The organism is Mesorhizobium sp. CAU 1741, from assembly GCF_039839275.1.
Taxonomy (GTDB): Bacteria; Pseudomonadota; Alphaproteobacteria; order Rhizobiales; family Rhizobiaceae; genus Aerobium.
This window is the reverse complement of record NZ_JBDOQP010000004.1, coordinates 255,366-278,907: the sequence shown is the minus strand read 5'-3', so window position 1 is coordinate 278,907 and position 23,542 is coordinate 255,366. Positions and strand designations below refer to the sequence as shown.

General features: G+C 63.1%; 24 protein-coding genes. 14 read left to right on the top strand and 10 right to left on the bottom strand.

Going from position 1 to position 23,542, the window contains the following annotated elements:
- Positions 1-31: 31 nt before the first annotated feature.
- From AAFN84_RS17795 to AAFN84_RS17785, 3 genes are read right to left on the bottom strand one after another with little or no spacing between them, the layout of a single operon-like run.
- Positions 32-871, bottom strand: a complete 840-nt coding sequence (locus AAFN84_RS17795) for an alpha/beta hydrolase (RefSeq protein WP_347515976.1) — start codon at positions 869-871, stop codon at positions 32-34.
- Positions 872-894: 23 nt separating this feature from the next.
- Entirely contained in the window at positions 895-2,358 is a 1,464-nt protein-coding gene (locus tag AAFN84_RS17790; RefSeq protein WP_347515975.1) for an NAD-dependent succinate-semialdehyde dehydrogenase, read from the bottom strand.
- Positions 2,359-2,375: 17 nt separating this feature from the next.
- Positions 2,376-3,575, bottom strand: coding sequence for an iron-containing alcohol dehydrogenase (locus tag AAFN84_RS17785; protein ID WP_347515974.1), 1,200 nt, complete (start codon positions 3,573-3,575; stop codon positions 2,376-2,378).
- 244 nt (positions 3,576-3,819) lie between these two features.
- Here AAFN84_RS17785 and AAFN84_RS17780 point away from each other — a divergent pair, with 244 nt between their 5' ends.
- The 7 genes from AAFN84_RS17780 (at position 3,820) to AAFN84_RS17750 (ending at position 9,775) form a co-directional block, all read left to right on the top strand.
- Complete coding sequence (locus AAFN84_RS17780) at positions 3,820-4,506, top strand: GntR family transcriptional regulator (RefSeq protein ID WP_347515973.1); 687 nt, start codon at positions 3,820-3,822, stop codon at positions 4,504-4,506.
- Between the two features lie 56 nt (positions 4,507-4,562).
- Positions 4,563-6,059 carry a sugar ABC transporter ATP-binding protein gene (locus tag AAFN84_RS17775; protein WP_347516221.1) on the top strand — a complete coding sequence of 499 codons (1,497 nt, stop codon included), beginning with the start codon at positions 4,563-4,565 and terminating at the stop codon, positions 6,057-6,059.
- Between the two features lies 1 nt (position 6,060).
- Positions 6,061-7,056, top strand: a complete 996-nt coding sequence (locus AAFN84_RS17770; protein WP_347515972.1) for an ABC transporter permease — start codon at positions 6,061-6,063, stop codon at positions 7,054-7,056.
- A gap of 37 nt (positions 7,057-7,093) precedes the next feature.
- Positions 7,094-8,068 (top strand): substrate-binding domain-containing protein, encoded by a 975-nt coding sequence (locus AAFN84_RS17765; RefSeq protein WP_347515971.1) that lies wholly within the window; start codon positions 7,094-7,096, stop codon positions 8,066-8,068.
- A 66-nt stretch (positions 8,069-8,134) separates the two neighbouring features.
- Entirely contained in the window at positions 8,135-8,722 is a 588-nt protein-coding gene (locus AAFN84_RS17760; protein ID WP_347515970.1) for a DJ-1/PfpI family protein, read from the top strand.
- 304 nt (positions 8,723-9,026) lie between these two features.
- Positions 9,027-9,416 (top strand): DUF4260 domain-containing protein, encoded by a 390-nt coding sequence (locus AAFN84_RS17755; RefSeq protein WP_347515969.1) that lies wholly within the window; start codon positions 9,027-9,029, stop codon positions 9,414-9,416.
- Positions 9,417-9,640: 224 nt separating this feature from the next.
- Complete coding sequence (locus AAFN84_RS17750; protein ID WP_347515968.1) at positions 9,641-9,775, top strand: hypothetical protein; 135 nt, start codon at positions 9,641-9,643, stop codon at positions 9,773-9,775.
- A gap of 56 nt (positions 9,776-9,831) precedes the next feature.
- Here AAFN84_RS17750 and AAFN84_RS17745 read toward each other — a convergent pair whose 3' ends face one another.
- The 7 genes from AAFN84_RS17745 to AAFN84_RS17715 all read right to left on the bottom strand — a co-directional run bounded on the left by AAFN84_RS17745 (position 9,832) and on the right by AAFN84_RS17715 (position 16,463).
- A complete protein-coding gene (locus AAFN84_RS17745; protein WP_347515967.1) occupies positions 9,832-10,545 on the bottom strand; it encodes a PAS domain-containing protein in 714 nt (237 codons plus the stop codon).
- Positions 10,546-10,562: 17 nt separating this feature from the next.
- Entirely contained in the window at positions 10,563-11,030 is a 468-nt protein-coding gene (locus AAFN84_RS17740; protein WP_347515966.1) for a RidA family protein, read from the bottom strand.
- Positions 11,027-12,112 carry an aminotransferase class V-fold PLP-dependent enzyme gene (locus tag AAFN84_RS17735; RefSeq protein ID WP_347515965.1) on the bottom strand — a complete coding sequence of 362 codons (1,086 nt, stop codon included), beginning with the start codon at positions 12,110-12,112 and terminating at the stop codon, positions 11,027-11,029. Before AAFN84_RS17735 ends, AAFN84_RS17740 begins: the two co-directional genes overlap by 4 nt.
- Before the next feature lie 32 nt (positions 12,113-12,144).
- The gene (locus AAFN84_RS17730) at positions 12,145-13,137 is read right to left on the bottom strand and encodes an amino acid ABC transporter permease (protein WP_347515964.1); all 993 of its coding nucleotides are present in this window, start codon (positions 13,135-13,137) and stop codon (positions 12,145-12,147) included.
- A 146-nt stretch (positions 13,138-13,283) separates the two neighbouring features.
- A complete protein-coding gene (locus AAFN84_RS17725; RefSeq protein WP_347515963.1) occupies positions 13,284-14,459 on the bottom strand; it encodes an ABC transporter permease subunit in 1,176 nt (391 codons plus the stop codon).
- Positions 14,460-14,516: 57 nt separating this feature from the next.
- Positions 14,517-15,548, bottom strand: a complete 1,032-nt coding sequence (locus AAFN84_RS17720; RefSeq protein WP_347515962.1) for an amino acid ABC transporter substrate-binding protein — start codon at positions 15,546-15,548, stop codon at positions 14,517-14,519.
- A 159-nt stretch (positions 15,549-15,707) separates the two neighbouring features.
- Positions 15,708-16,463 (bottom strand): DeoR/GlpR family DNA-binding transcription regulator, encoded by a 756-nt coding sequence (locus AAFN84_RS17715; protein WP_347515961.1) that lies wholly within the window; start codon positions 16,461-16,463, stop codon positions 15,708-15,710.
- 101 nt (positions 16,464-16,564) lie between these two features.
- Between AAFN84_RS17715 and AAFN84_RS17710 the strand changes: the two genes are divergently transcribed.
- The 7 genes from AAFN84_RS17710 to AAFN84_RS17680 all read left to right on the top strand — a co-directional run bounded on the left by AAFN84_RS17710 (position 16,565) and on the right by AAFN84_RS17680 (position 23,506).
- Entirely contained in the window at positions 16,565-17,191 is a 627-nt protein-coding gene (locus AAFN84_RS17710; RefSeq protein WP_347516220.1) for a TIGR00725 family protein, read from the top strand.
- 91 nt (positions 17,192-17,282) lie between these two features.
- On the top strand, positions 17,283-18,062 hold the full coding sequence (locus AAFN84_RS17705) for an ABC transporter permease (RefSeq protein WP_347515960.1): 780 nt from the start codon (positions 17,283-17,285) through the stop codon (positions 18,060-18,062).
- On the top strand, positions 18,062-19,105 hold the full coding sequence (locus AAFN84_RS17700) for an ABC transporter ATP-binding protein (RefSeq protein ID WP_347515959.1): 1,044 nt from the start codon (positions 18,062-18,064) through the stop codon (positions 19,103-19,105). The genes AAFN84_RS17705 and AAFN84_RS17700 overlap by 1 nt, the downstream gene beginning before the upstream one ends.
- A gap of 16 nt (positions 19,106-19,121) precedes the next feature.
- On the top strand, positions 19,122-20,195 hold the full coding sequence (locus tag AAFN84_RS17695; RefSeq protein WP_347515958.1) for an extracellular solute-binding protein: 1,074 nt from the start codon (positions 19,122-19,124) through the stop codon (positions 20,193-20,195).
- Between the two features lie 63 nt (positions 20,196-20,258).
- Positions 20,259-21,077, top strand: coding sequence for an ABC transporter permease subunit (locus AAFN84_RS17690; RefSeq protein WP_347515957.1), 819 nt, complete (start codon positions 20,259-20,261; stop codon positions 21,075-21,077).
- A gap of 210 nt (positions 21,078-21,287) precedes the next feature.
- A complete protein-coding gene (locus tag AAFN84_RS17685) occupies positions 21,288-21,947 on the top strand; it encodes a GntR family transcriptional regulator (RefSeq protein WP_347515956.1) in 660 nt (219 codons plus the stop codon).
- 26 nt (positions 21,948-21,973) lie between these two features.
- The gene (locus AAFN84_RS17680) at positions 21,974-23,506 is read left to right on the top strand and encodes an ABC transporter substrate-binding protein (protein WP_347515955.1); all 1,533 of its coding nucleotides are present in this window, start codon (positions 21,974-21,976) and stop codon (positions 23,504-23,506) included.
- Positions 23,507-23,542: the final 36 nt, after the last annotated feature.

Below are 23,542 nucleotides of genomic sequence, written 5' to 3'. Positions count from 1 at the left end.
GGGGCGAGACCTACGGCATAGTCGCGCCGGATCAGCTTAAAGCCACCATATCGGCAAGCCTCTGGCCCAGCCCGCCTTTCGGGTCGCCCAGATCGAGCACTACACTCATGTGATTGAGACCCGGCGCGGCGACGAGGTCAACCGGCTGTCCTTCGCCTTGCAGCGCGTCGTGAAGGGCTTGGGCCTGGTCGAGGAACGGCGCGGTTTCGTTGCCGCCATAAGCGAGCACCCGGCGCGGGCCAGAATGATGGGTCGACCCGAGTGGCGACCAATCGGCGGCCTCCTCGGCAGTCATCCGGGCTTCGTCGCGGAGAAAACTGCCCGGAATCCCGGAAAGCTCGTAGATGCCGCTGACAAGCATCATCGCATGCAGCGCGGGTGCGCCCGGCGCTTCGGTCTCGGCGGGGCCGGTGGCTGCGAGGAAAGAGGCGAGGTGGGCGCCGGCGGAATGGCCGCTGACGGTGATGCGAAAGGGGTCTGCTCCGAAATCGGACGCGTGCTGATGCAGCCAATGAAGTGCGCGACGCACTTGACCCACCAGCACCTCCAGCCGCTCGCCCGGCATCAGATCATATTCCACCAGCGCAGCGACGCCGCCTGCCGCCAGGACCGGTTCCGCCACAAACCGGTAATCGGCCTTCTCGCCCGAGCGCCAGTAGCCGCCATGGACGAAGACGTGCAAAGGCGCGCCGGCCGCCTGTCTTTCGGGAAAGGCGACGTCGAGCACCTCGCGCGGTCGGTGTCCGTAGGCGATGTCGGCGCGCAGCTTCGATCTGCCGGACAGCGCGCGGCTGCGCGCCGCGAACTCGGATGCGATCGCATCGAAATCAGGAACAAAATCTCGGATCAGATAGAGGTCGTCGCCTTTCATGCGCTGCTCCCCGCTTGCCCTTTTTAGAGTTCAACAGCGTAATATTTGGCTTCCATGAACTCCAGAATGCCGGTGACGCCGCCCTCGCGTCCCAGGCCGCTCTGCTTGACGCCGCCGAAGGGTGCCGCCGGGTCCGACATCAGGCCGCGATTGATGCCCAGCATGCCGGTCTCGATGTTCCTGCCCACCCGCATCGCCTTCGTCAGGTCGCGCGTATAGACATAGGCGGCGAGCCCGTATTCGGTGTCGTTTGCGAGGCGGATGGCTTCCTCTTCCGTGTCGAAGCGATAGACCGGGGCAATCGGCCCGAAGATTTCCTCATGCGCGATTGCCGCGTCGACGGGCACGTTTTCCAGCACCGTCGGCGGATAATAATATCCGCTTCCCGGCAAGGGAGCACCGCCAGTCGTGGCGCGTGCGCCGCGCTCCAGCGCGTTCGAGACGAGCTGGTCGATCTTCTGGACGGCCTTTTTCGTGATCATCGGGCCGCATTGCGTGGTGGGTTCGTAGCCCGGGCCGATCTTCAGCGCGGCCATGCGCTTCGTAAGACCCTGAACAAAAGCGTCGTGAATGCCAGCCTGCACGTAGAAGCGGTTGGCGGCAGTGCAGGCTTCGCCGGCGTTGCGCATCTTGGCGATCATCGCGCCGTCGAGCGCGGCATCGAGATCGGCATCGTCGAAGACGAGGAACGGCGCATTGCCACCCAGTTCCATCGAGCAACTGACGACGGTTTTCGCCGCCTCCGCGAGGAGCACGCGGCCGACGCCGGTCGAGCCGGTGAAGGACAGTTTTCGCACCCGTGGATCGGCAAGCATGGCATTGGTGACAGGGCCGGGATTGGCGGTGGTGAGCACATTGACGACGCCCGCCGGGACGCCCGCCAGTTCGCCCAGCCGCGCCATTGCATAGGCTGTCAGCGGCGTTTCGGAAGCAGGCTTGAGAATGACCGTGCAACCGGCAGCGAGCGCGGGCCCGATCTTGCGCGTCGCCATTGCCGCAGGGAAGTTCCATGGCGTGATGAGCACCGAAATGCCGATCGGCTCGTGGTCGACCAGTATCTTGTGTGAACCCGAAGGGGTCGGGCGGAACTCGCCGGGGATGCGGGTGGCTTCCTCCGCATACCAGCGGAAGAACTCCGAAGCATAGGCGACTTCGCCACGCGCATCGGACAAAGCCTTGCCGTTCTCCAGCGCGATCAGCAGGGCGAGATCTTCTGAATGCTCAATCATGAGCATGAACCATCTGCGCAGGATTTCCGACCGCTGGCGCGCGGGCGTCGCACGCCAGCCGGCGGCTGCGGCGTCCGCTGCCGCCACGGCGCGCATTGCATCTTCGACGGAAGCGTCCGGCACTTCGGCGAGCATCTCCCCGGTCGACGGGTTGAGCACCGGGATACCCGCTCCAGCATGCCACTGGCCGCCAATATAGAGGCCGTGTGCATGGAGGGCGGGATCGGCGAAGCTGGCGACGGTGGTTTGGATCGTCATTCCAAGGTCCTTTACAGTCAGGTGAGGGCGGCGCGGTCGCCCGAATAGGCGGCGCCGACGAGGCGAAGCATGTCCGGCTGGTCGAGCGGCCGGGGATTGTTCTGGATCAGCCGGGCAATTCCGCAGCTCTGCTCGGCGACCCATTCGAGCTTGTCTTCCGCCAGCCCGAGATCGCGCAGCGTGGCGGGGATGCCGATGCGGGCGAACATCGCGGCCATTTCGGGTATCACCGCGTCGGCATCGGGCAGGCCCAGCGCGTGCGCGATCTGGTCCAGCTCCGGGCCGATCTCGGGCGCGTTCCACTGCATCACATAGGGCATCAGGCAGGCAACACCCGCGCCATGCGCGGTGTGTGTGAGCGCGCCGACGGGGTATTGGATCGCGTGGGCGGCCGCGGTTCCGGCGACGCCGAAGGCAAGGCCGGCGAGCGTCGCGCCCATCATCACCTTCTCGCGCGCCGGCCGGTCGGCGCCATTGCTGCAGGCAGCTTCCAGCCCCTGCCAGAGCAGCCCGATGGCACGCAACGCGAAGTGGTCGGAGATTGCGTTCTTGCCGACGAATACGCGTTCCTGCGCAATGCCGGGGATCGGCTCGCGGCGCAGCGCGGTGAACGCCTCGATGGCATGGGTGAGCGCATCCGCCCCAGCGATGGCGGTGAGGCCCGCTGGGCAGCTCACCGTCAGATCCGGATCGCAGATCGAGACGGTGGGGATGAGGAAAGGGCTCGAGATGCCGACCTTGAGGCTGCGCTCGGCATCCGAGAGGACCGCGACGGGTGTCACCTCCGAACCGGTGCCGGCCGTCGTGGGAATCGCGATCAGCGGCAGTACCGGCCCTGGCACGTTGTATTCGCCATAATAGTCCTGCGGCTTCCCGCCATGGGTCAGGAGGATGGCCACGCATTTGGCCATGTCCAAGCACGAGCCGCCGCCGACGCCGATGACAAGGTCGGGCTTGAACGCCGCTGCCTCGCGGGCGCTGGCGCTGGCGCAATCGACGGGAACGTCGGGCAGGGTGGAGCTGTCGATCTGCACGGCCATCCCGGCCTCATCGAGTTGCGCCATCATGCCGAGGAAATCCGCATCGGCGGCCAGCCGTGCATCGGTCACGACAAGTGCGCGCCGCCCGAGCTTGCCTGCGATGCGGCCCAGGGCATGGCGCTGGCCGGCTCCGAAGACCAACTCCCGCGGCGCCCGCATCGTCCCGAATAGATCCATGCTGTGGGTTCCTTCCCCGTGTTCGCCGGCGCAGCGCCGGAACTTCGTCATCCAAGGATCGGCCGAACGGAGCCCATGGCCTCCGCCCGCAACCGTTTCCGGCAGTCTGTTCCCCTCGCGCCCACTCGGCAGAAGGCCGCCGCCAAAATCCTATATCAGATCATATACGATATTGTATTTGACATCTGATAGCCTATGTGTGACGTATCCGCCATGTCAAGGTTCATCGACCAGGAGGTGCGAGGTGGCGCTGGCAGCGGAGCGAGATCGAAATTCGGCGGGTATTCGCCCATCCAGCGTCGTGGATGGTGTCTACGACAGCATCTACACGCGGCTGATGGCGCTGGAGATGGCGCCGGGCTCGCGCATTCCGATCGATGCCATTGCGCGTGAGCTCAACGTGTCCCAGACCCCGGTCCGCGAAGCGCTCAGCCGGCTGGAGCGCGAGGGCCTGGTGCGCAAGGAGCACCTCATCGGCTACAGCGCAGCGCCGCAGCTGACGCGCAAGCAGTTTGACGATCTCTACACGTTCCGGCTGTTGCTCGAGCCCGAGGGATCACGGCTCGCAACGCTCAACATGACGCCGGAATCGTTGCAGTTTCTGGAAGAAGCTGCAGCCGACATGGGCAATGGCGCAGCGCCGGTGGATCGCAACAGCCGCTATTCGCGCTTTGCCCGCGCCGATGCGCATTTCCACGATGCCATCCTCAGGATCGCCGGCAACGAGGTGATCCGCAACACGCTGTTCAACCAGCATGTGCACTTGCACATCTTCCGCCTGATGTTCCACTCGCGGGTGACGCAGGAGGCGCTGGAGGAGCACGAGACGCTGCTGGCCGCGTTCAGGGCGGGCGACCCTCAGGCCGCGCATGCCGCAATGTACACGCATATCGAGCGGTCGCGTGATCGCCTGCTCGCGGCATTCGAATGAACGCACACCAGCACTCACCTGCGCGAGGCGACGCCGCCATCTCTGCGCCCGCCACCATGCGGGCAGAGGGCCTGGGCAAGGCGTACGGCGCGATAACCGTGCTTTCGGACGTCTCACTGGATATCCGGGCCGGCGAGGTCCACGCGATCATCGGCGAAAACGGGGCGGGCAAGTCCACCTTGATGAAGCTGCTGTCCGGTCATGTGAAGCCGACCACTGGACAGTTACACATGGATGGCGAGGCCGTCGCCTTTTCCGATGCCGTGGAAGCCGAAGCGGCAGGCATCGTGCTCGTTCATCAGGAGATCCTGCTCGCGGCCGACCTGACGGTGGCGCAGAACCTGTTTCTCGGCCGCGAAATCGCGCGCGGCTTCATGGTGGACGACGCCAAGATGAACCGGCGCAGCGCCGAGGTTCTGGCGCGTGTCGGCTCCGTGGCCCGCCCGCGTGACCGGCTCGGCGACCTGCCGCTGGCGCAACGGCAGCTTGTGCAGATCGCGCGCGCCCTTCTGGAGGATCGCAAGGTCGTGATCCTCGACGAGCCCACCGCGGTGCTGGCCAATGACGAGGTTGCTGCCCTTCTCGATATTGTCCGCGACCTGCGCGACCAAGGCGTCGGCGTCCTCTACATCTCGCACCGCCTGGACGAAGTGCAGGCGCTGGCCGACCGTGTCACGGTGCTGCGCGACGGCCAGATGATCGGCACATGGCCCGCCGCCGGCCTCAGTCAGCGCGAGATGGCCGAGCTGATGGTGGGTCGTGAATTGTCGATGCTCTATCCGCCGAAGCGTCCGCCGGCATCCGCGGCACCGATCCTCGAGGTCACCGATCTGGCGGTCGACCATGGCGACGCGAAGGCGTCCTTCGCGCTGCATCCTGGCGAAGTTCTGGGTTTCGGCGGGATGATCGGCGCCGGGCGCACCGAACTTTTCGAAGGGCTCATGGGCCTTCGCCCCTCCCACGCCGGAAAGGTCGTGGTGCATGGACAGGAAATCTCCCACCGTTCGGTCGGCCGACTGATGGAGGCAGGCCTCGTCTATCTCACCGAAGATCGCAAGGGCAAGGGACTGCTCCTAGATGAGAAACTCGCGCCAAACCTGACGCTGCAGGCGCTGGACAAAACCAGTCCGGGCATCGTGCTCGAGCGGCGCGCAGAGTTTGCGTCATTGCGATCCGCGGTCGCCGAATATGACATCCGCGTGCGTTCGCTTGCGCTCGAAGCCGGAAAGCTCTCCGGTGGCAACCAGCAGAAGCTGCTGCTGGCAAAGGTCATGATGACCGATCCGTCGGTGGTGATCATCGACGAGCCGACGCGCGGCATCGACATCGGCAACAAGCGCCAGATCTACGATTTCATCGATGCGATGGCGCGTGCCGGCAAGGCCTGCATCGTGATTTCTTCGGAGATGCAGGAGCTGGTTGGACTGGCCGACCGTGTGCTCGTGATGCGCGGCGGACGGATCGTCGCCGAGCTGGCCGGCGATGCGATCACCGAACAGAACGTCGTCTATGCCGCGACAAGCAGCCGGCATGGCACTGAGGGAGAGAATTGACATGACGACCGCGACCGCAAATGCGGCGGCGGCCACTGAAGGCAGCCGCATCCGCTGGAGCGACCTTGCTCCATTCATCGCGCTGGCTGTGATCGTCATTCTCGGTGCACTGATCAACTCCAATTTCCTGTCCTCGGCCAATCTGGTCAACGTGATCACGCGGAGCGCCTTCATCGCGATCATCGCGGTTGGCGCGACATTCGTGATTGCGTCCGGCGGCCTTGATCTTTCGGTCGGCTCGATGATGGCCTTCGTCACCGGCATCATGATCATGGTGATGAACGGCCTGGCTCCGTCCTTCGGCAATTGGGCGATCGTCATGGGGGCCGGCGTCGCGCTGGTGGTCGGTGCGCTGTGTGGCCTGTTCAACGGTCTCATCATCACGCTCGGGCGCATAGAACCGTTCATCGTGACGCTGGGAACGATGGGGATATTCAGGGCCTTCATCACCTTCATGACCGATGGCGGTTCGCTGCCGATCGACCGGAGCCTTCGCGAAGCCTACCGGCCGGTCTATTTCGGCGACTTCACGGGCATTCCATATCCCGTGCTCATCACGCTGGGTGTCATCCTGGTCGCGGCCTTCCTGCTCTACCGCACCAAATATGGTCGCCGTGTCACGTCCGTCGGCTCCAACGCGGAAGTCGCCCGGTTTTCCGGCGTCCATGTCGGCGGTGTTCGCACCACCGCCTACGTGATCCAGGGCCTGTGCGTGGCAGTTGCCGCCATATGCTACGTGCCGCGCCTTGGTGCCGCGACGCCTACCACCGGCCAGCTATGGGAACTGCAGGTCATCACCGCGGTGGTGATCGGCGGCACCCTTCTGCGCGGCGGTAAGGGACGCGTCTGGGGCACCGTCGCCGGCGCGCTCATCCTCGAGGTTATCGCGAACGTCATGGTCCTCTCGGACCTGGTCTCGGAATACCTCGTTGCTGCGGTGCAAGGCGCGATCATCATCATCGCCATGCTTGCGCACCGCTTCACCAGCAGCCGCTGAATCCATGCGGCTGATTACTTAACCGGAGGAGAATGCAATGAACGTAATCACCCGAAAGGCCCGGATGCTTGCATCCGCCGTCGCCGTCGCCGTCGCCTGCATCGTGCCGCTCGGCGCGGCCCAGGCGCAGGAGCGCGACGTCACCATCGCCGTCTCGATCCCCGCGGCCACCCACGGCTGGACCGGCGGCGTCGTCTACCACGCCGAGCAGGCGGAAAAGGAAATCGAAGCGGCCTTCCCGAACATCGACGTGATCGTGTCGACCGCATCGTCGGCGACCGCGCAGGTCTCTTCGCTTGAAGATCTGTCGGCTACCCAGGATCTCGACGCACTCGTCATCCTGCCCTTCACCTCGGAAGAGCTGACCGGCCCGGTCGAACAGGTCAAGGCCAACGGCACCTTCATCGCCGTCGTCGACCGCGGCCTCACGGACCCGTCGATCCAGGACCTGTATGTCGCCGGCGACAACATCGCCGTCGGCGCCAACACCGCGCATTGGCTTGCCGACCAGCTCGGCGGGGAAGGCCAGATCGTCGTGCTGCGCGGTATTCCAACCGTCATCGACGACGAGCGCATCAAGGGCTTTTCTGACGTCATCGCCGAGACCGATATCGAGATCCTCGACATCCAGTATGCCAACTGGAATCAGGACGAGGCCTTCACACTGATGCAGGACTATCTGGCCAAGTATCCGAAGATCGATGCCGTCTGGGCCAATGACGACGACATGCTGCTGGGTGTCCTGGAAGCGGTCGACCAGGCCGGCCGCGAGGACATCAAGTTCGCACTCGGTGGCAACGGCATGAAGCAGGTGATCGAGATGGTCAAGGCAGGCGACGAGCGCACGCCGATCTCCACGCCCTATCCGCCGTCCATGATCAAGTCCGCCATCTACATGACCGCGGGCCAGTTCTCGGGACAGGCGCCGATGCGCGGCTCCTTCCTTCTGGACGCGCCGCTGATCACGCCGGAGAATGCGGATCAGTTCTATTTCCCCGATTCTCCATTCTGATCCGATCCTGCGCGCACCCGGCTCCGGCCGGGTGCCACCCATCTGCCACATGAGAGGAGACCTGCTATGGCCGGCAAGAAAATTCTGATGCTCACGGGCGAGTTTACCGAAGAATACGAGATCTTTGTCTACCAGCAGGGCATGGAAGCCGTCGGTCACACCGTCCACGTCGTTTGCCCCGACAAGAAGGCGGGCGACCGCATCAAGACCTCGCTGCACGACTTCGAGGGCGACCAGACCTATACCGAAAAGCTCGGCCACTATGCCGACATCAACAAGACTTTTTCGGAAGTGCGGCTCGAGGACTACGACGCGGTCTACTGCGCCGGCGGGCGCGGACCGGAATACATCCGTACCGACAAGCGCATCCAGGACATGGTTCGCCATTTTCACGAGACCGGCAAGCCGATCTTCACCATCTGCCACGGTGTCCAGATCCTGATGGCCGTGCCCGGCGTGCTGAAGGGCAGGAAAGTCGCGGGCCTCGGCGCTTGCGAGCCAGAGGTCACCGCCGTGGGCGGCATCTATATCGACGTCAAGCCGACCGAAGCCTATGTCGATGGCAACATGGTCTCCGCCAAGGGCTGGACAGGCCTGGCGGCCTTCATGCGCGAATGCCTCAATGTGCTCGGCACGAAGATCACGCACAGCTAAGCCAGACGGTGCGGCGGTGCGATGCGCCGCCGTAACACCGGCGTGCCGGTTCGTCCGACGCGCATGAGTAAAGCGTGCACGATGCGCGATCTTCGCGCCTCTCATCTGTTGCGCGCGCTGCCCTCGAACGACAGCATTGCGTGAGATCAATCCATCAACGACAATCATGCGGAGGTCGTAGCGGTGCAGGCTGCCCGCAGTGTTTTGGCATGCGGAGGTCAACGCTACGAAAGGCGGGTTGTTTACCGTGGGGCCGCATCCAACACGGTGAGATCCGCCCGCCTCTACTGTTGGAGATCGAATCATGGCTGGAGTGGTCACGGGAGCGCCGAAACTGATCTTGCGACTGGAGGGTCTTTTGGTTCTCGCGGCGGCGGCTGTCGCCTATGCCAGGCTGGACGCAAGCTGGTGGTTGTTCGCGATCCTGTTCCTGGCCCCCGATCTTTTCATGGCGGGATACCTCGCTGGGCCAAAGGTTGGAGCCGCAGTCTACAACGCAGCACACTGGTACGGCGTACCCCTTGCCTTGATCGCTCTTGGCGTGTTCACGCCCGTTCCGCACGCTTTGGCGATCGGCCTGACATGGGCTGCCCATATCGGCTTCGACCGCGCGCTGGGGTACGGGCTCAAATATGCCGACGGTTTCGGTTCGAGTCATCTGGGACAGATCGGGCGATCACGCGAACCAATGTGATCTCCGGTATTGACCGGATCAAGCCGCTGTACCCTTGCACGGCATCAAGATGAGCAATTGCAAGCGCCTTCGTCCACCGTCAGCGCTGCACTTATCGCAGAAAGCAGCCCCTTGCGGCGTGCCGCAGTAATACTGACTCGTCGCACCGCTGTATCATCAATGACGCGCGCGAGGCAGCAGTTTCGCTCGAGCAGACGTACGGACTTTCTGATACCGAAGCCAAGGTGGCCCAGTTCACGGAGCTTTCCAAGAAGTGGACCCAAATTACGCAGGACGTGAGAATGGACGAGGAGGCGCTTGCGAAGGTGCTGGTCGACGAAATCTGGAGCAAGATCGATCCGGCTACCTACGGCAGGTGACACCGCGCGACACGAGCCGCGGCGCGTCTTTCGCGCCGTGGCTTGCAGGGGGAGAGTCACTTGCCACCAGGTTTGGCAGTCTGTCCGCGTAGCTGGTCAAGATAGTTATAGATGGTGAATCGTGACACCCCGAGATGGGATGCAGCAAGGTCGACGCTGGATCGGATCAGAAAAAGACCGCGATCGTTCATGTGGCGCACCGCCTCCATCTTGTCTTCGCGTGTCATCGTCGCTGCCGGCTTGCCGGTGGCGGCAATGCCCGACTGGATGATTTCTTGCACGAGATCGTCGACGTTGGCGCTTTCGCTTTCCGTAGCAGCCTGCGATGGGCCGACAACGGCGTTCAGGAGCCCCCTGACGACGGTATCAAGTTCTCGCAGGCGATTCCTGTCGGCGTTGATGCAAAACGCCGCGTAGGCTTCGCCGCCATCGTCACGCAGAATGATGCTGGTGGAGTCCAGTGGCTGCCCGACGCGAGACCGGGTACGATAGTCACTGATGATCGAATAGGACTTGCCGGTTTCCGCAAACTCCCCGGACAGCAACTTCTTCAGCCCCAGATCGTCGAAGGGCCCGCTGATAATGGGACTGCCGGTCACCCGTCCGGTGATGTGACCGTTGGCGATCGCCACGACGGAACTGCCAGGTCTCGACAGGTCGTGGAGAACCACCTCCACATCGCCGCCAATGATGTGTTGCATTCCCTCGACGACCCATTTGAGGGTTTCGATTACGAGTTCGCGTTCACGTGCGGTTCTGGGGCTTATCACCGTGGCCTCTTCAGTCCTCAGCGGCCGGGCGCCACTTCAACGATCAACTCGATCTCGACCGGCATGTTGAGTGGCAAGGCATTGGTTCCGACTGCCGCGCGGGCGTGACGCCCGCGTTCTCCCAATACTTCCACGAGAAGCTCCGAGGCGCCGTTGATGACAAGATGCTGATCCTCGAATTCGTCGACGCAGTTCACATAGCCGTTGAGCTTCACAATCTGGACGATCCCGTCAAGGTCTCCAACAGCAGAGGCCATGGCGGCGAGCGCGTTGATCGCCGAAAGCCGCGCCGCTTCCAGACCCTGTCGAACATCCAGATCGCGTCCAAGCTTGCCGTGCATTACAACGCGACCGTCGACAATCGGTCCCTGGCCGGCAATGTAGAGCAGGTTGCCGGTGCGCTTCGTGGGAACATAAGCTGCAAGCGGCGCCGAGACCGTTGGCAACTCGATGCCCAGTTCTCTGAGGCGTTGACTGGCGGTCATCGGCTCTCTTCCTCGTGAAGGTCGTGAAAGATCGACGCGAAGTGATCAATATCGGCTTCGCTGTTATAAAAGTGCGGCGAGACGCGCAGGCATGCGCCTCGCGCCTCGACACTTATGCCACGGTCGGCAAGCCGGATGGCGTAGCCTTGGGGATCAGGGCAGCGGATCGACACGATCGCGGCAGCCGCCTCTGGCGTGACGATGGCTGCTTCAAACTCATCGAGCTTGGAAATCAGGTGGCTACGCAACGCCGCGTTGCGCTGATAGATGGTCTCCCATCCAAGCACTTCGAGGTAGCCAAGGGACGACTGCAGTGAAAACAGTCCGGGATAGTTGGCATGGCTAGGGCCCAGCTGCCGGGACGGAGCAGGGTTTGCATAGCCGCGGATCGCCGGCTCGAGAATTCCCGCCAGACGCGGGCCAACGATGCTGATGGCGAGACCGAAGCCGGCGAGCAACCATTTGAAGACGGAAGCCACGTAGGCGTCGGCCAGTCCGGCGTCCACGGACGTTGCTCCAAGAGCCTGGATGCCGTCGATGATCAGATAGCCGCCTGCCGATCGCGTCGCCCGCGAAATGTCCGCGAGATCGATCTTGGTTCCCGTTTCCCAATGAACGTGGGAGGCGAGGACAAAGCGGCTGACGGACGCTGCGTCGGCCAGAACGCGGGTTCTGTCAACCTCGCCGGGTACCGCTACCGGGTGTAGCGACGCGCCACGTCTGGCGAGTAGTTCCGCTACCGCCCTGACGGACGGAAACTCATCCTCGCAGAACGCCACACGGTCGCCCGCACGTACAGGCAATGCGAGCGCAAGTCGGTTCAGCGCGTCCGTGGTGCTGCTGGCGAAATCCACGGTTTCGGCGGGCACCCGTGCGAGCCGTCCCACCTGCGCCTTTACATCGTCTGTGACGGATCGCCAACGGTCCTTGCCATCGAAACCGCGGCTGTACATGTCGTCGAAGAAGCGTGCCGTCGCTTTTCCCGTGCCACGGTGGGCAATGCCGGTGGATGCCGTGTTGAGGTAGATCCTCTCATCGAGATAGGGGAAATCAGCGCGCACGGCTCTTGCATCCAGATCCATGTGGGGACCGCCTCGTACAGTAGAATTTTCAATCATCTCGATCGCTTGAGCCTCTTCTCCAGGCGTTGCCCATATCGAGACATCGCGAAGCAGAACACGAAATAGATCATTCCGACGAAAAGATAGGCTTCGGCGCCGAACCCTTGCCAAGCAGGCTCGCCGATGGACCGCTTGCCTGCATTCAGCAGGTCGAAGATTCCGATGATCATCACCAGCGAGGTGTGCTTGAAGAAGGCGATGCACAGGCTGACGATCGGAGGAAGCACGATGGTCAGTGCCTGAGGAAGGATTACGAACGCGGTCATGCGCCAGTAGCCGAGGCCCAGGGATTTGGCGGCTTCGTATTGGCCGGCGGGCACGGCTTGAAGGCCGCCACGGATCGTTTCCGAAAGATAGGCGGCGACAAACACCACGATGCCGAGTTGTGCGCGCAGCAGCTTCGAGACAGTCAGGCCATCGGGCAGAAATAGCGGGAACATCACGCTTGCCATGAATAGGACGCTGATGAGGGGGATTCCGCGGATGATCTCGACATAGACAGTGCAGAGCGTGCGCAGGGTCGGATTGGTTTCGGACGCCCGACCCAACGACACGAGGATCGCGATCGGGAACGCCAGCGCGATTCCGAAAGTGGCGAGCATGAGGGTCACCGGCAGGCCACCCCACAAATCCTCGGATACCGACCGCAAGCCGAACACCCCGCCGCGCATCAGCAGGAAGATCGCGGACAAGCCGATGGCCCAGATTCCCACGATTTTCCATCCCCAGAGCCGCCGGTCGACCGAAACGACATAGAGGCTGATGAAGGCTCCGACACATATCAGCGGTCGCCATTGCTCGTCATAGGGGTACAGGCCGAAAAGAATGAATCTGTATTTCTCTCGGATCAGCGCCCAGCACGCGCCTGCCGTTTCCACCCTGCAGAGCTGCGTGTCGGCGATGGTCGAGCCCGGCAGTGTCCAGATGGCACGTAAGACAGCCCAATCCAGGAATCGGTAACCAAGCCATCCCAGGACGAAGAGCATGGCCAGGGTGATTGCGCCTGATGCCGCTGAACTAAACAGATTGTGCCGCACCCACGCGAGAGGGCCCCGGTCCACTGGCGGACGCATAACGATCCCGTCGCCGACATCCACGGAGACAGGTGATCGATCCGTGGCCGCCCGATCTGTCATCGCGTCACCAGCACGACGCGTCGGTTGTACCAATTCATCAAAGCGCTCACCGAGAGGCTTATGGTGAGGAACGCGGCCATGATGATGGCAATGCTTTCTACGGCCTGACCAGTGTCGCTGATCATCGTGTTTATGATGGCGACCAGGTCGGGGTAGCCAACCGCCACTGCGAGTGAACTGTTCTTGGTGATCCCCAGATATTCGCTCGTCAGTGGAGGCACGATGATGCGCAAGGCTTGCGGCAGCACGATCTTTCGCATCGTCTGGGACCGGTTCAATCCAAGCGACTCCGCCGCTTCCCATTGTCCTTTCGGGACGCCGAGGATGCCTGCGCGAACGATCTCGGCAACGAATGCTGAAGCATAGATCGACAGCCCGATCACGAGCGCGGAGAGCTCTGGCGTCAGAGACGACCCACCGGAAAAGTTGAATCCTTTCATTTCGGGGATGTCGGGAGAGATATGTGTTCCGGATACGAGGAGAATGAAGAGCGGGACCGAGACGACAAGCACAATGCTCGCCGGAAGCAGCGCAACGTTGCGGAGACGTGAGCGCTCGCTCCTGCTTCGTAGATAGGCGAACGAGGCGATCAGAACGGAGCCGATCAGAAGCGCGCTGGCGGCGAGGCTGCCACCCTCGACAGCGAGAAACGTGGGGTAGCGGATGCCACGGTTTGAAACGTAGAGGCCGTCAACGATGGTGATGGCATTGCGGGGCCCGGGAAGCTGGAGGAGCAACTGGTACCAGAAGACCAGTTGAAGCAGCACGGGGACGTTGCGCACCACCTCGACATACGCGCCACAGGTTCGTGCCAGCAACCAGTTCGGTGACAGACGAGAAATGCCGACAAAAACGCCTGCGATGGTCGATATGATGATGACGACGAACGAGACGGTGAGTGTGTTGAGGAACCCGATGAAGATCGCGCGTCCGTAGGTGTGCACGCCTGGCGCAAACTCCAGCCAGCTATGCGCGATTGGCATGTTGACCGGGCGGAAGAGGAAAGCAAACCCGGTGCTGATGCCGCGTGCCTGGAGGTTGGCAAGCGTCGTGGCGACAAGGAACCAGGCAAGGCAGGCAATCGCCAGGATCAACCCAGCCTGAAGGGCGAGCGACCGTAGGCTTGTCGTCGTGTCCGGACGCCGGAGGCCCGATACTGTTTCTCTGGACATGGAGCGGAGCCTATCGGACGCGACGATGGCATGGCGCCATCGTCGCACCGCTGACCATCAACGGAAGGGGGGTGCGTATTGCAGGCCACCATTGGTCCAGACATTGTTGAGACCACGGTCGACACCGACCACATTGCGCTCCCAGATTTCGCCGAAATTTCCGACCTCGCTGACCACCGCCTTTGCGAAATCGTTGGAAAGGCCAAGGGTAGAGCCCAGTTCGCCCTCAATGCCGAGGAAGCGGCGAATACGGGGATCCTCACTGGTCATGAAGCTCTCGACGTTCTCGCTGTTGATCCCGAGAATCTCGGCATTGACGAGCGCGAAATGTGTCCAGCGCACAATGTCGAACCAGCGTTCGTCGCCTTTCCGCACGGCTCCGCCCAGCGGCTCTGCAGTCATCCGTTCGGGGAGGATGATGAAATCTGCCCCTGCGTCGCCCTGAGCTGCCTTGAAGCCTGCGAGCGATGAGCTGTCGATCGTGTAGGCATCGCATCGGTCAGCGAGGAATGCCGCTCGTGCTTCCTCTCCTTCGGAAAGAACCACCGGCGTATACGTCATGTCGTTGGCAGCGAAATACTCCTGAACAGTCAGTTCCGAAGTGCCGCCGGTCAGCATGCAGATGCTTGCGCCATCCAGTTCGAGCGCGCTGCTCACGCCCAGCGACGACTTCACCATGAAGGCCTGGCCATCGTAATAATAGATGTTGGGAAATTGCAGGCCGAGCTGGGATTCGCGCGTCATCGTCCATGTGACGTTGGCGAACAGCACGTCGACTTCACCTGACTGAAGCCCTGTGAAGCGCTGCTGCGGGGAAAGTAGAACCCACTGCACCTTTTCCGCGTCGCCCAATGTGGCCGCTGCCACGGCGCGGCATTGGTCGGCGTCGATGCCGCGCATCACGCCTTGGCTGTCCGGCAAGGAGAAGCCCGGACTTGTGCCGATCACTCCACAAATCAGCGTGCCCCGCTCCTTTACGGTTTCCAGCGTGTTCGAGGTGCCCGAAGCTGTGTCCTGAGCATAGGCTGCGGACGAGGCAAGCATTCCGGCCGCCATGGCGCAGGCGGCAATCAATCTGCTGTATTTCATCATCTCACTCCCGTTGTGCGGCAACGCCGACGAAATGAGGAGACTACATTTTGTTGAAGAGATCAACGTTTTGTTGAGGAGAACAAGATTCGATGCGCGAACACCACTCTGGACCATGCTGGCAGAGACTCGATTGGGCACCGGCGTATTGGGCTGTCGTCACTCCGCTATGACGAACTGCCCCCCAAGCTTTTCGCATATGTGCTCGGGCGGCTGCGTTTCAGTCACATAGACAAGTGACTTCAATCCGACCGCGAAACGCACCACTGCGGATTTTCGGAACTTCGAACCGTCGCCGACGACGAGCGTCTGGCCGGACTGTTCCATCGCGGCCTGCTTTACCGCAACCTTCTCCAGGTCGTAGTCCATCAGGGCGCCGTCGCGGTCAATGCCGGAAAAGCCGATCACCGCGTAGTCGAAGCGGAAGCGCGACAGCATGGACAGGGTCGTCTCGCCGGCGACCGACCCGTCCGGGCCGCGCACGAAGCCGCCCAGCATGAACAGATCGATGCCCGGCCGGCCGGCAAGGATGTTCGCGGCCGCCAGGCTGGTGGTGAAGACACGCAGGCGCTGCTTTTCTCTCAATTGGTGCGCCACGGCCTCCACGGTGGTGCCGACATCGAGGAAGACCACGCTACCTTCCGGAACGAGCAGCGCCGCCCGCGCTGCGATGCGATGCTTGGCGTCCGTGGCGACGGTGCGTTTTTCCGCATAGTCCATGCGCGCCGATGTTTCGCGAACCCCGACGCCGCCGTGGAAGCGTTGCAGCAGACCGTCGGCATCGAGCCTGATGATGTCGCGCCGCACGCTCTGGGTGGACACGCCGAAATCCCTTGCAAGGGTCTCGATCGTTGCGAAACCCTGCTGGCTGACGATCTCGACGATACGCGCCTGCCGTTCGGTGATCGTGTCCATCCGTCGATATCCTCAGCGGGCCGCTTCAAAATGTGTAAGTTATCTTCCATATTGTCTGCGCGCATGATATGCCATGCGGCAAGAGGAGAACAATCGTGAACATGCAGTTTTTGTGGTCCGCCTCCGGAAAGGCGCTCTACGGACCGGCAGGGCGTTTCGACGCCTGGGCACTGGCCTGGAAACCGGCGCAGACGCCGGCCGACGCGGTGTCGGTTTCACCCCTGGAAGCCCTCCATGCGCTCGCCGGCAATGGCGGGATGCGGCGGGTTCCCATCGGCATCATCGGTCCGAAGCTGGCGACGGACGACGAACTCGCGATCGCCGAACGCCTCGGTGGCGAACTCGCCCGCCTCGGCTTGCAATTGCTTTGCGGCGGCAAGAATGGCGTCATGGAGGCCGCCTGCAAGGGCTGCGCGGAAGCCGGCGGCATGCCGATCGGGCTGCTGCCCGACGAGGAGTGGACCGCGGCCAACGATTACGTGGCTATCCCCATCCCGACCGGTATAGGCCCGGCACGCAACGCCATCATCGCGCGTGGCTGCCAGATCCTCATCGCCATCGGCGGCGGCCACGGCACGCTGTCGGAAATGGCGCTGGGGCTGCATTTCAATCGCCCCGTGCTGGCGCTCGGAAATGCCCCCGTCGTCGAGGGCGCGACGCTGTGCGGCAGTGCCGACGAGGCGCTGGAGCGGATGGCGGCGTACATTCTGCGTCAGCCGGGCGCCTGATTTGTCATAAATCTATCATCCATCCCATGTAGGGGAAGTATGTGATCAAAAACTTCCACTGCGGGATCGCCAGGGCTGGAGACCAAGTCACGTGCTGCTTGTCACTGTCTTCTATCTGATATTTCTAGCCGCGCCGATCCTGCTGCTGTTCGTCGGATCGTTCGGCGAGGTGTGGAGCAACACGCTTTTGCCGCAGGGCTTCACCTGGCGCTGGTATCTCGAAATCGCCGGCGATCCGAGTTTCAGGCGCGCCTTCACCACCAGCCTTCAGGTGGTGGCGGCCACCTGCGCGCTCAACGTCGTCGTCGGGCTGCCGCTCGCCTACGCGATCCACTCGGCCGCCCATCGCGGCGTGCGGTTTGCCGCGCGCCTGGCCGCGCTGATGCCCGTCGCCGCGCCCGAACTGGTTCTCGCCTTCGGCTTCATCCTCGTCTTTTCGTCCGATACGCTGCCGTGGCTCGGCAGCTTCTGGCTGCTGGTGGCCGCGCATCTCGTGCTGACCCTGCCCTACAGCGTCACCACCTTGCTTGCCGACATGGAGCAGATGCGCTTGGCCGATTATGAGGGGGTGGCCGCCTCGCTTGGCGCGGGCTTCTTCCAGCGTGCCCGCGACGTGATCGTGCCGCTTCTGGGCGCCAGCCTGACATCGTCGCTCCTGACCGTGGCCGCGCTGTCGATCGGAGAATTCCAGATTTCCAACCTGATCTCGGGCTTCCTGTCGCGACCCTACCCGGTGGTCCTGCTTCAGGCGTTCTATGGGGCGACCGGCTTCGCGTGCGCGGCAACCGTGGTGCTGCTGGTGCAAGCTGCAATGGCATCCGTGGCAAGCTCGCTGACCGCGCGAGCGGCGGCAGGCGGGAGGGCGGGCTGATGCTCCAGTTCGACAATGTTTCGTTCCGCTATCCCGGCGCCGCGGCCGGCGTGATCGACGTGTCCCTCGACGTTAAGCCCGGCGAGCTCGTGGCCGTCATTGGCGCTTCCGGTTCCGGCAAGACGACGCTGCTCAACCTGCTGGCGGGGTTCCTCGCGCCTGGCGAAGGCCGCGTGGTGATCGATGGCAAGGATGTCTCGGCGCTGCCGCCGGAACGCCGCGATCTCGGCATCGTCTTCCAGGCGTACGGGCTGTTTCCGCATATGCGCGCATGGGAAAATGTGGCCTATCCGCTCAAGGTGCGAGGCATGGGGCTTGCCCAACGCCGGGAAAGGGCACACGCCGCGCTCCAGCGCGTCGGAATGGCAAATCGCGCCGAGAACGGGCCGCGCGAATTGTCGGGCGGCCAGCAGCAGCGCGTAGCGCTGGCCCGTGCGCTGGTCTTCGAACCGCGCGGGCTGCTGCTTGACGAACCCCTTTCGGCGCTCGATGCCAACCTGCGCGTGGAGATGCGCGACGAGATCCTGCGCGTGCAGCGCGCCGCCGGCATCGCCACCCTGCTGGTAACGCATGATCAGGAGGAGGCGCTTTCGATCGCCGACCGCGTGGCCGTGATGCGCGACGGCAGGCTGGTCCAGGTCGCGCCGCCGCGCGAGCTTTACGACACGCCCGCAGACGAGGAGACCGCCCGCTTTGTCGGCGACGCCAATCTGTGGCGCGGGACCATCGTTGCAGCAGGCCGCGTCAGCACCCCCGTCGGCATTCTCGCCTGCGACACGCAGGGCCGCGATCAGGGCTCGGCCGTCGTGGTGCTGGTGCGTCCGGAAAACGTCGTCGCACTTGCCGGCGCCGGCGATGAAACACCGAACGCCTTTACCGGCGCCGTCGTCGCCGACCGCTTCCTCGGCTCGGCCCGGCGCCTCGACCTTTCCGTCGCGGACGGATCGATCCGCCTGGAAACCCGCATTCGCGATGCCATTTCCGGCGTCGCGATCCCGCCGGACGCAATCCGGCTGCTCTCGCCTACCAATCAAGCCAAGTGACAGAGAGGAAATCGCAATGAACAGGCAATTCGGTATCGGCGCAGCCTTCGTGGCGGCGTCGCTGATCGCCTTCCCGGCATCGGCCTTCGAAGGCCCGGAACTCTATGAGGGCGAGCAGGCTCTCTACGACGCAGCGGTCGAAGAGGGCATGGTCGTCTCCTTCGACACCGGCCCGACCTGGGCCAACTGGGCCGCGCAGTTCAAGGCGTTCCAGGCCCGCTATCCCGGCGTCGAGATGGTCTACAACGATCTCGGCTCGGCAGCCACCGTCGTGGCCCTCGACAAGGCGAAGAACCGCCCGCAAGCCGACACCGCCTACTATTTCGCCGCTTCGGCGCTCGACGCGGCTGCAAAGGGCGTCGTCGCAGATTTCGAGCCGGTCAATTTCGACAAGCTTCCGGAGCCTTTCCGGCACGAGAGCGGCCAGTGGTTCACCATCCACACGCTCAACGTCGCCTTCCTCGTCAATACCAAGCTGGTCGAGAACGTCCCGGAAAGCTGGGCCGACCTCCTGAAGCCGGACTACAAGAACGCCATCGTCTACCAGGACCCGCGCTCGACCGGCCAGGGGCAGGTTGTTGCCTTCGCGGCATCGTTCGGCAATGGCGGCGACATGGACAACATCCAGCCCGGCATCGATTATCTGGGCGAGCTGACCAAGGCCGGCAACGTGCTGCGCACGGTCGGCACCACGCCTTATGCGCAGTTCCTGAAGGGTGAGATTCCCATCTGGATCGGCTACGAAAACGACGGCCTCAAGGCCAAGCACCTGGACGGGATGGGCGACGACATCGTGGTGGTTATGCCGACGGAGGCTTCGGCCGCCGCGCCATATGCGATCTCGCTGGTCAAGGACGGGCCGAACCCGAACGCGGGCAAGCTCTGGCTCAACTTCATCATGACCGAGATGGGTCAGGGCATCTTCGCAGAGGGCTTCGTGCGTCCTGCCGTGCCGGGTGTCGTGCTGCCCGAAAGCGTCGCCGACAAGCTGCCCGATGCGCCGCAGCTCCAGCCCATCGACATCGTCAAGGCAACCGCCAAGAAGGCCGAGATCGATGCCGGCTGGGCCAAGGCGGTCCTCGGACAGTAAGCCAACGAACAGACGGCTCGCGGGGACAGGCTCCGCGAGCCGAACGTTTAGAGAGAACACGCGATGTCCGTCCGCACGCCCGCCGCGATTGCCGCCTCGTTCACACTGCCCGGCGCAGTGGTGTTTGCGCTGTTCTTTCTGCTGCCACTCGCGGTGGTTCTCGCCGAAGCGATGAGCGATGGCGGTGCGGCCTTCGCGCGCGTCTGGAACGACCCGGTCTTCTGGAACGGGCTTCGCGGCAGCCTCGTCCTCGGCATTGCCGCGCCGTTCTTCTCATTGCTGGTGGGGGTGCCTGTCGCCATCACCTTGGCGCGGTTGTCGCCACGCATGCGCACTTCGCTGCTGATAGCCATCTCGCTGCCGCTGACCTTTTCCGGCCTGATCGTCGCCTATGGCTTCATCCTGCTGCTCGGCCGGGCCGGTTTCGTGACCTTGCTGCTCGCCGAGGTGGGTTTCGACCCGGCGGTGGTCGGCGGCTTCATCTTTTCGCCGCTCGGGCTCGGCGTCGCCTACTCCTACTATCTGGTTCCGCGCGTGGTGCTGATCGTGTTGCCGGCCGTGCGCAATTTCGACGCCGTGCAGCTTCGCGCCGCTCGCTCGCTCGGTGCCGGCCCCCTGCGTGTGCTGGCCGATATCCTCGTGCCGCAGATCATGCCGTCACTGGTCGCGGCCTTCTGCCTGACCTCGGCCGTCGCGGTTGGTGCCTATGGCACGGCGCTCGCGCTGGTCGGAACGCAGGTCAATATCCTGCCGCTCATCCTCTACAGCAAGATCTCCGAGACCGGCACGGATCTGCCGTCCGCCGCTGTGATCTCCATCGTCCTGATGGCCATCTGCGGCTTCGTCATCGCACTGGGAGAAGTGTTCCGGCGCGGAAAATGACCTGCCTTGCCTGACACGCGGGCGAGGCGGGCGTTCCGCAGGACGATCCAGTCGATCAGTGATTGGGCGTGACCCTGCGGCCTTTCCATAAGCAGTTTCAAACGTGCGCCCTGGCAATCGCGACGAGCACTGGGCCTCAAGGGATTCCCGGCACGGGTTGACAATTGTCGCCAATCGACAATGATGTCCGCTCAACGGGTGGGACGATCCATGGTGCTCGAGAAACTCAGTCTCGTCGATCGTGCGGCCCACCGGCTGCGCACGATGATCATCGGCGCCACGCTCGCGCCGGGTGCGCGCCTGACAGAGCAGGAGCTATCCGACGAGATGCAGATCGGGCGCGGTACGGTACGTGCCGCCCTGGCCGCCTTGGCAACCGAGCATCTGGTCGTTCGCAGGCCCTATGCAGGATGGTCGGTGAAGGACATCGACGGTGAGGTCCTGCGCGACAATTACGAGGTTCGCGGCGCCCTCGAAGAGCTGTCGGCGCGGCTTTTGACCCACGGCCTCGATGCTCCGAAGCGCGAGGCTCTGATGGCCGTCTACGACAATCTGGTGGTCGCCGAAGAGACAGGAGATGCGGAACAACGGATACAAGCCGATCTGGGCTTTCATGCATGGATCATCAAAGCGAGCGGCAACAGGCTGCTGGTGCGGCAGTATGAGAGCCTCTATGGCCAGATCGAATGGCTATACCGTTGGTCCGAGAAGAATTGGCCGGGCAGGATCAACCTGCTCGATTGGCACAAACCGATCGTCGATGCGATTCTCGCCAATGATGCCGAAGGCGCTGCAACTGCCGTGCGAGCGCATACCAACCGAAGTCTGCAAGACGACATCCGCGATCTGCAGAGCAATCCCAAAAACTGATTCCAGAAATGGAGAACGAGATAAATATGAGCGATTTTCCAACGCTTGATCGGCGCGGCTTCCTTGCGGCCACAGCAGCCACCGCACTCATGATGCCATTCGGCGCCTATGCCGCGACGCCCCGCAAGGGCGGGGAGCTGCGCATCGCCATGGCCGGCGGCAGTTCCGACAACTCCCTCGACCCGCGCGCCTTCACCCAGCAGGTTCAGCGCGTCATCGGCGTCGCGGTGTGCAATCAGCTCGTCGAGATTCTGCCGGACGGCCAGCTCGTGCCGGAGCTTGCGGAAAGCTGGGAAAGTTCAGACGCCGTCAACTGGGTTCTCCGCATCCGGAAGGATGTTCCGTTCCACAACGGCAAGATACTCGACGCCGAGGACGTGGTGTATTCCATCAACCTGCATCGCGGGGAGGGCTCGACATCCGGCGCGAAGTCCCTGTTCGACGCGATTGTCGAAGTCTCAGCCAGCGACACGCATGAGGTCACGCTGAAGCTGGGTGGAGCGAACGCCGAGTTCATGCATACGTTCGCCGACTATCACGCGATGGTGGTGCCAGCGGGCTTCGAGGACTGGTCCAATCTGATCGGAACCGGCGGCTATGTCCTGGAAGACTTCGTGCCGGGCGTCAGGGCGACGCTGAACCGGAATCCAGACTACTGGAAGAGCGACCGGGCGTATGTCGAGCGCGTCGTCTTGACCGTTACAAACGACGCAACCGCCCGTCTCTCCGCGCTGCAGAGCGGCTCCGCCGACATCATCAATCAGCTCGACCGGAAAGTCGCGCCGTTCATCATGCGAAGCGACGCGCTGGAACTGGTGCGCTCGCCGGGGGCCGTGCACTGGACCTTCATCTGTGCCTTCAACGCGGAGCCGACGAACGACAATCATGTTCGACAGGCACTGAAATATGGCTGCGATCGGCAGGCAATGCTCGACGTCGTCATGGGCGGGCTCGGTTCACTCGGCAACGATCACCCCATCTCCCCCGACAGCCAGTATTATAACGGCGCGCTGGAACAGCGTCATTTCGATCCCGATCGTGCGAAATATCACCTGAAGGAAGCCGGCCTCGATGAACTGTCACTCGAGCTGTACACGTCCGAAGCTGCGTTGCCGGAGGCCGTGAGCCTGTCGGAGGTCTACCAGAGCAAGGCCGGGGGAGCCGGGATTAATCTCCAGGTGGTGCGCCGGCCGGCGGATGGCTACTGGACCGATACCTGGATGAAACGTCCATTCACCGTGTCGAGCTGGCTCAACCGTCCGGTCGACCAGACCTTCTCCCTCATCTACGGGACCGGCTCTTCCTGGAACGAAAGCTACTGGTCCAATGCGCGCTTCGACGCGCTGCTGGCGGAAGGCAAAGGCACGCTGGACTTCGAGAAGCGCAAGGAGATCTACGGCGAGCTGCAGGCCATCCTGCATGACGAGGGTCCGAGTGTAATTCCCGTATTTGCCGATTTCCTCGACGCGAGGTCGACACGGATCAAGGGGTTCGAGCCGAGCAGCGTCTCCGACCTGTCGGGGGACCGCGTCATCGAGCGCGTCTGGATCGAGGACTGAGCGGACGTCGTCCGATCGTCGGGCGCGTGCCTGCAT

Coding starts and splice junctions, on each gene's coding strand:
- AAFN84_RS17795 (WP_347515976.1), bottom strand. CDS start 871: ATGAAAGGCGACGACCTCTATCTGATCCGAGATTTTGTTCCTGATTTC.
- AAFN84_RS17790 (WP_347515975.1), bottom strand. CDS start 2,358: ATGACGATCCAAACCACCGTCGCCAGCTTCGCCGATCCCGCCCTCCAT.
- AAFN84_RS17785 (WP_347515974.1), bottom strand. CDS start 3,575: ATGGATCTATTCGGGACGATGCGGGCGCCGCGGGAGTTGGTCTTCGGA.
- AAFN84_RS17775 (WP_347516221.1), top strand. CDS start 4,563: ATGCGGGCAGAGGGCCTGGGCAAGGCGTACGGCGCGATAACCGTGCTT.
- AAFN84_RS17770 (WP_347515972.1), top strand. CDS start 6,061: ATGACGACCGCGACCGCAAATGCGGCGGCGGCCACTGAAGGCAGCCGC.
- AAFN84_RS17765 (WP_347515971.1), top strand. CDS start 7,094: ATGAACGTAATCACCCGAAAGGCCCGGATGCTTGCATCCGCCGTCGCC.
- AAFN84_RS17760 (WP_347515970.1), top strand. CDS start 8,135: ATGGCCGGCAAGAAAATTCTGATGCTCACGGGCGAGTTTACCGAAGAA.
- AAFN84_RS17755 (WP_347515969.1), top strand. CDS start 9,027: ATGGCTGGAGTGGTCACGGGAGCGCCGAAACTGATCTTGCGACTGGAG.
- AAFN84_RS17740 (WP_347515966.1), bottom strand. CDS start 11,030: ATGACCGCCAGTCAACGCCTCAGAGAACTGGGCATCGAGTTGCCAACG.
- AAFN84_RS17735 (WP_347515965.1), bottom strand. CDS start 12,112: ATGGATCTGGATGCAAGAGCCGTGCGCGCTGATTTCCCCTATCTCGAT.
- AAFN84_RS17730 (WP_347515964.1), bottom strand. CDS start 13,137: ATGCTCTTCGTCCTGGGATGGCTTGGTTACCGATTCCTGGATTGGGCT.
- AAFN84_RS17725 (WP_347515963.1), bottom strand. CDS start 14,459: ATGTCCAGAGAAACAGTATCGGGCCTCCGGCGTCCGGACACGACGACA.
- AAFN84_RS17720 (WP_347515962.1), bottom strand. CDS start 15,548: ATGAAATACAGCAGATTGATTGCCGCCTGCGCCATGGCGGCCGGAATG.
- AAFN84_RS17715 (WP_347515961.1), bottom strand. CDS start 16,463: ATGGACACGATCACCGAACGGCAGGCGCGTATCGTCGAGATCGTCAGC.
- AAFN84_RS17710 (WP_347516220.1), top strand. CDS start 16,565: ATGCAGTTTTTGTGGTCCGCCTCCGGAAAGGCGCTCTACGGACCGGCA.
- AAFN84_RS17700 (WP_347515959.1), top strand. CDS start 18,062: ATGCTCCAGTTCGACAATGTTTCGTTCCGCTATCCCGGCGCCGCGGCC.
- AAFN84_RS17695 (WP_347515958.1), top strand. CDS start 19,122: ATGAACAGGCAATTCGGTATCGGCGCAGCCTTCGTGGCGGCGTCGCTG.
- AAFN84_RS17690 (WP_347515957.1), top strand. CDS start 20,259: ATGTCCGTCCGCACGCCCGCCGCGATTGCCGCCTCGTTCACACTGCCC.
- AAFN84_RS17685 (WP_347515956.1), top strand. CDS start 21,288: ATGGTGCTCGAGAAACTCAGTCTCGTCGATCGTGCGGCCCACCGGCTG.
- AAFN84_RS17680 (WP_347515955.1), top strand. CDS start 21,974: ATGAGCGATTTTCCAACGCTTGATCGGCGCGGCTTCCTTGCGGCCACA.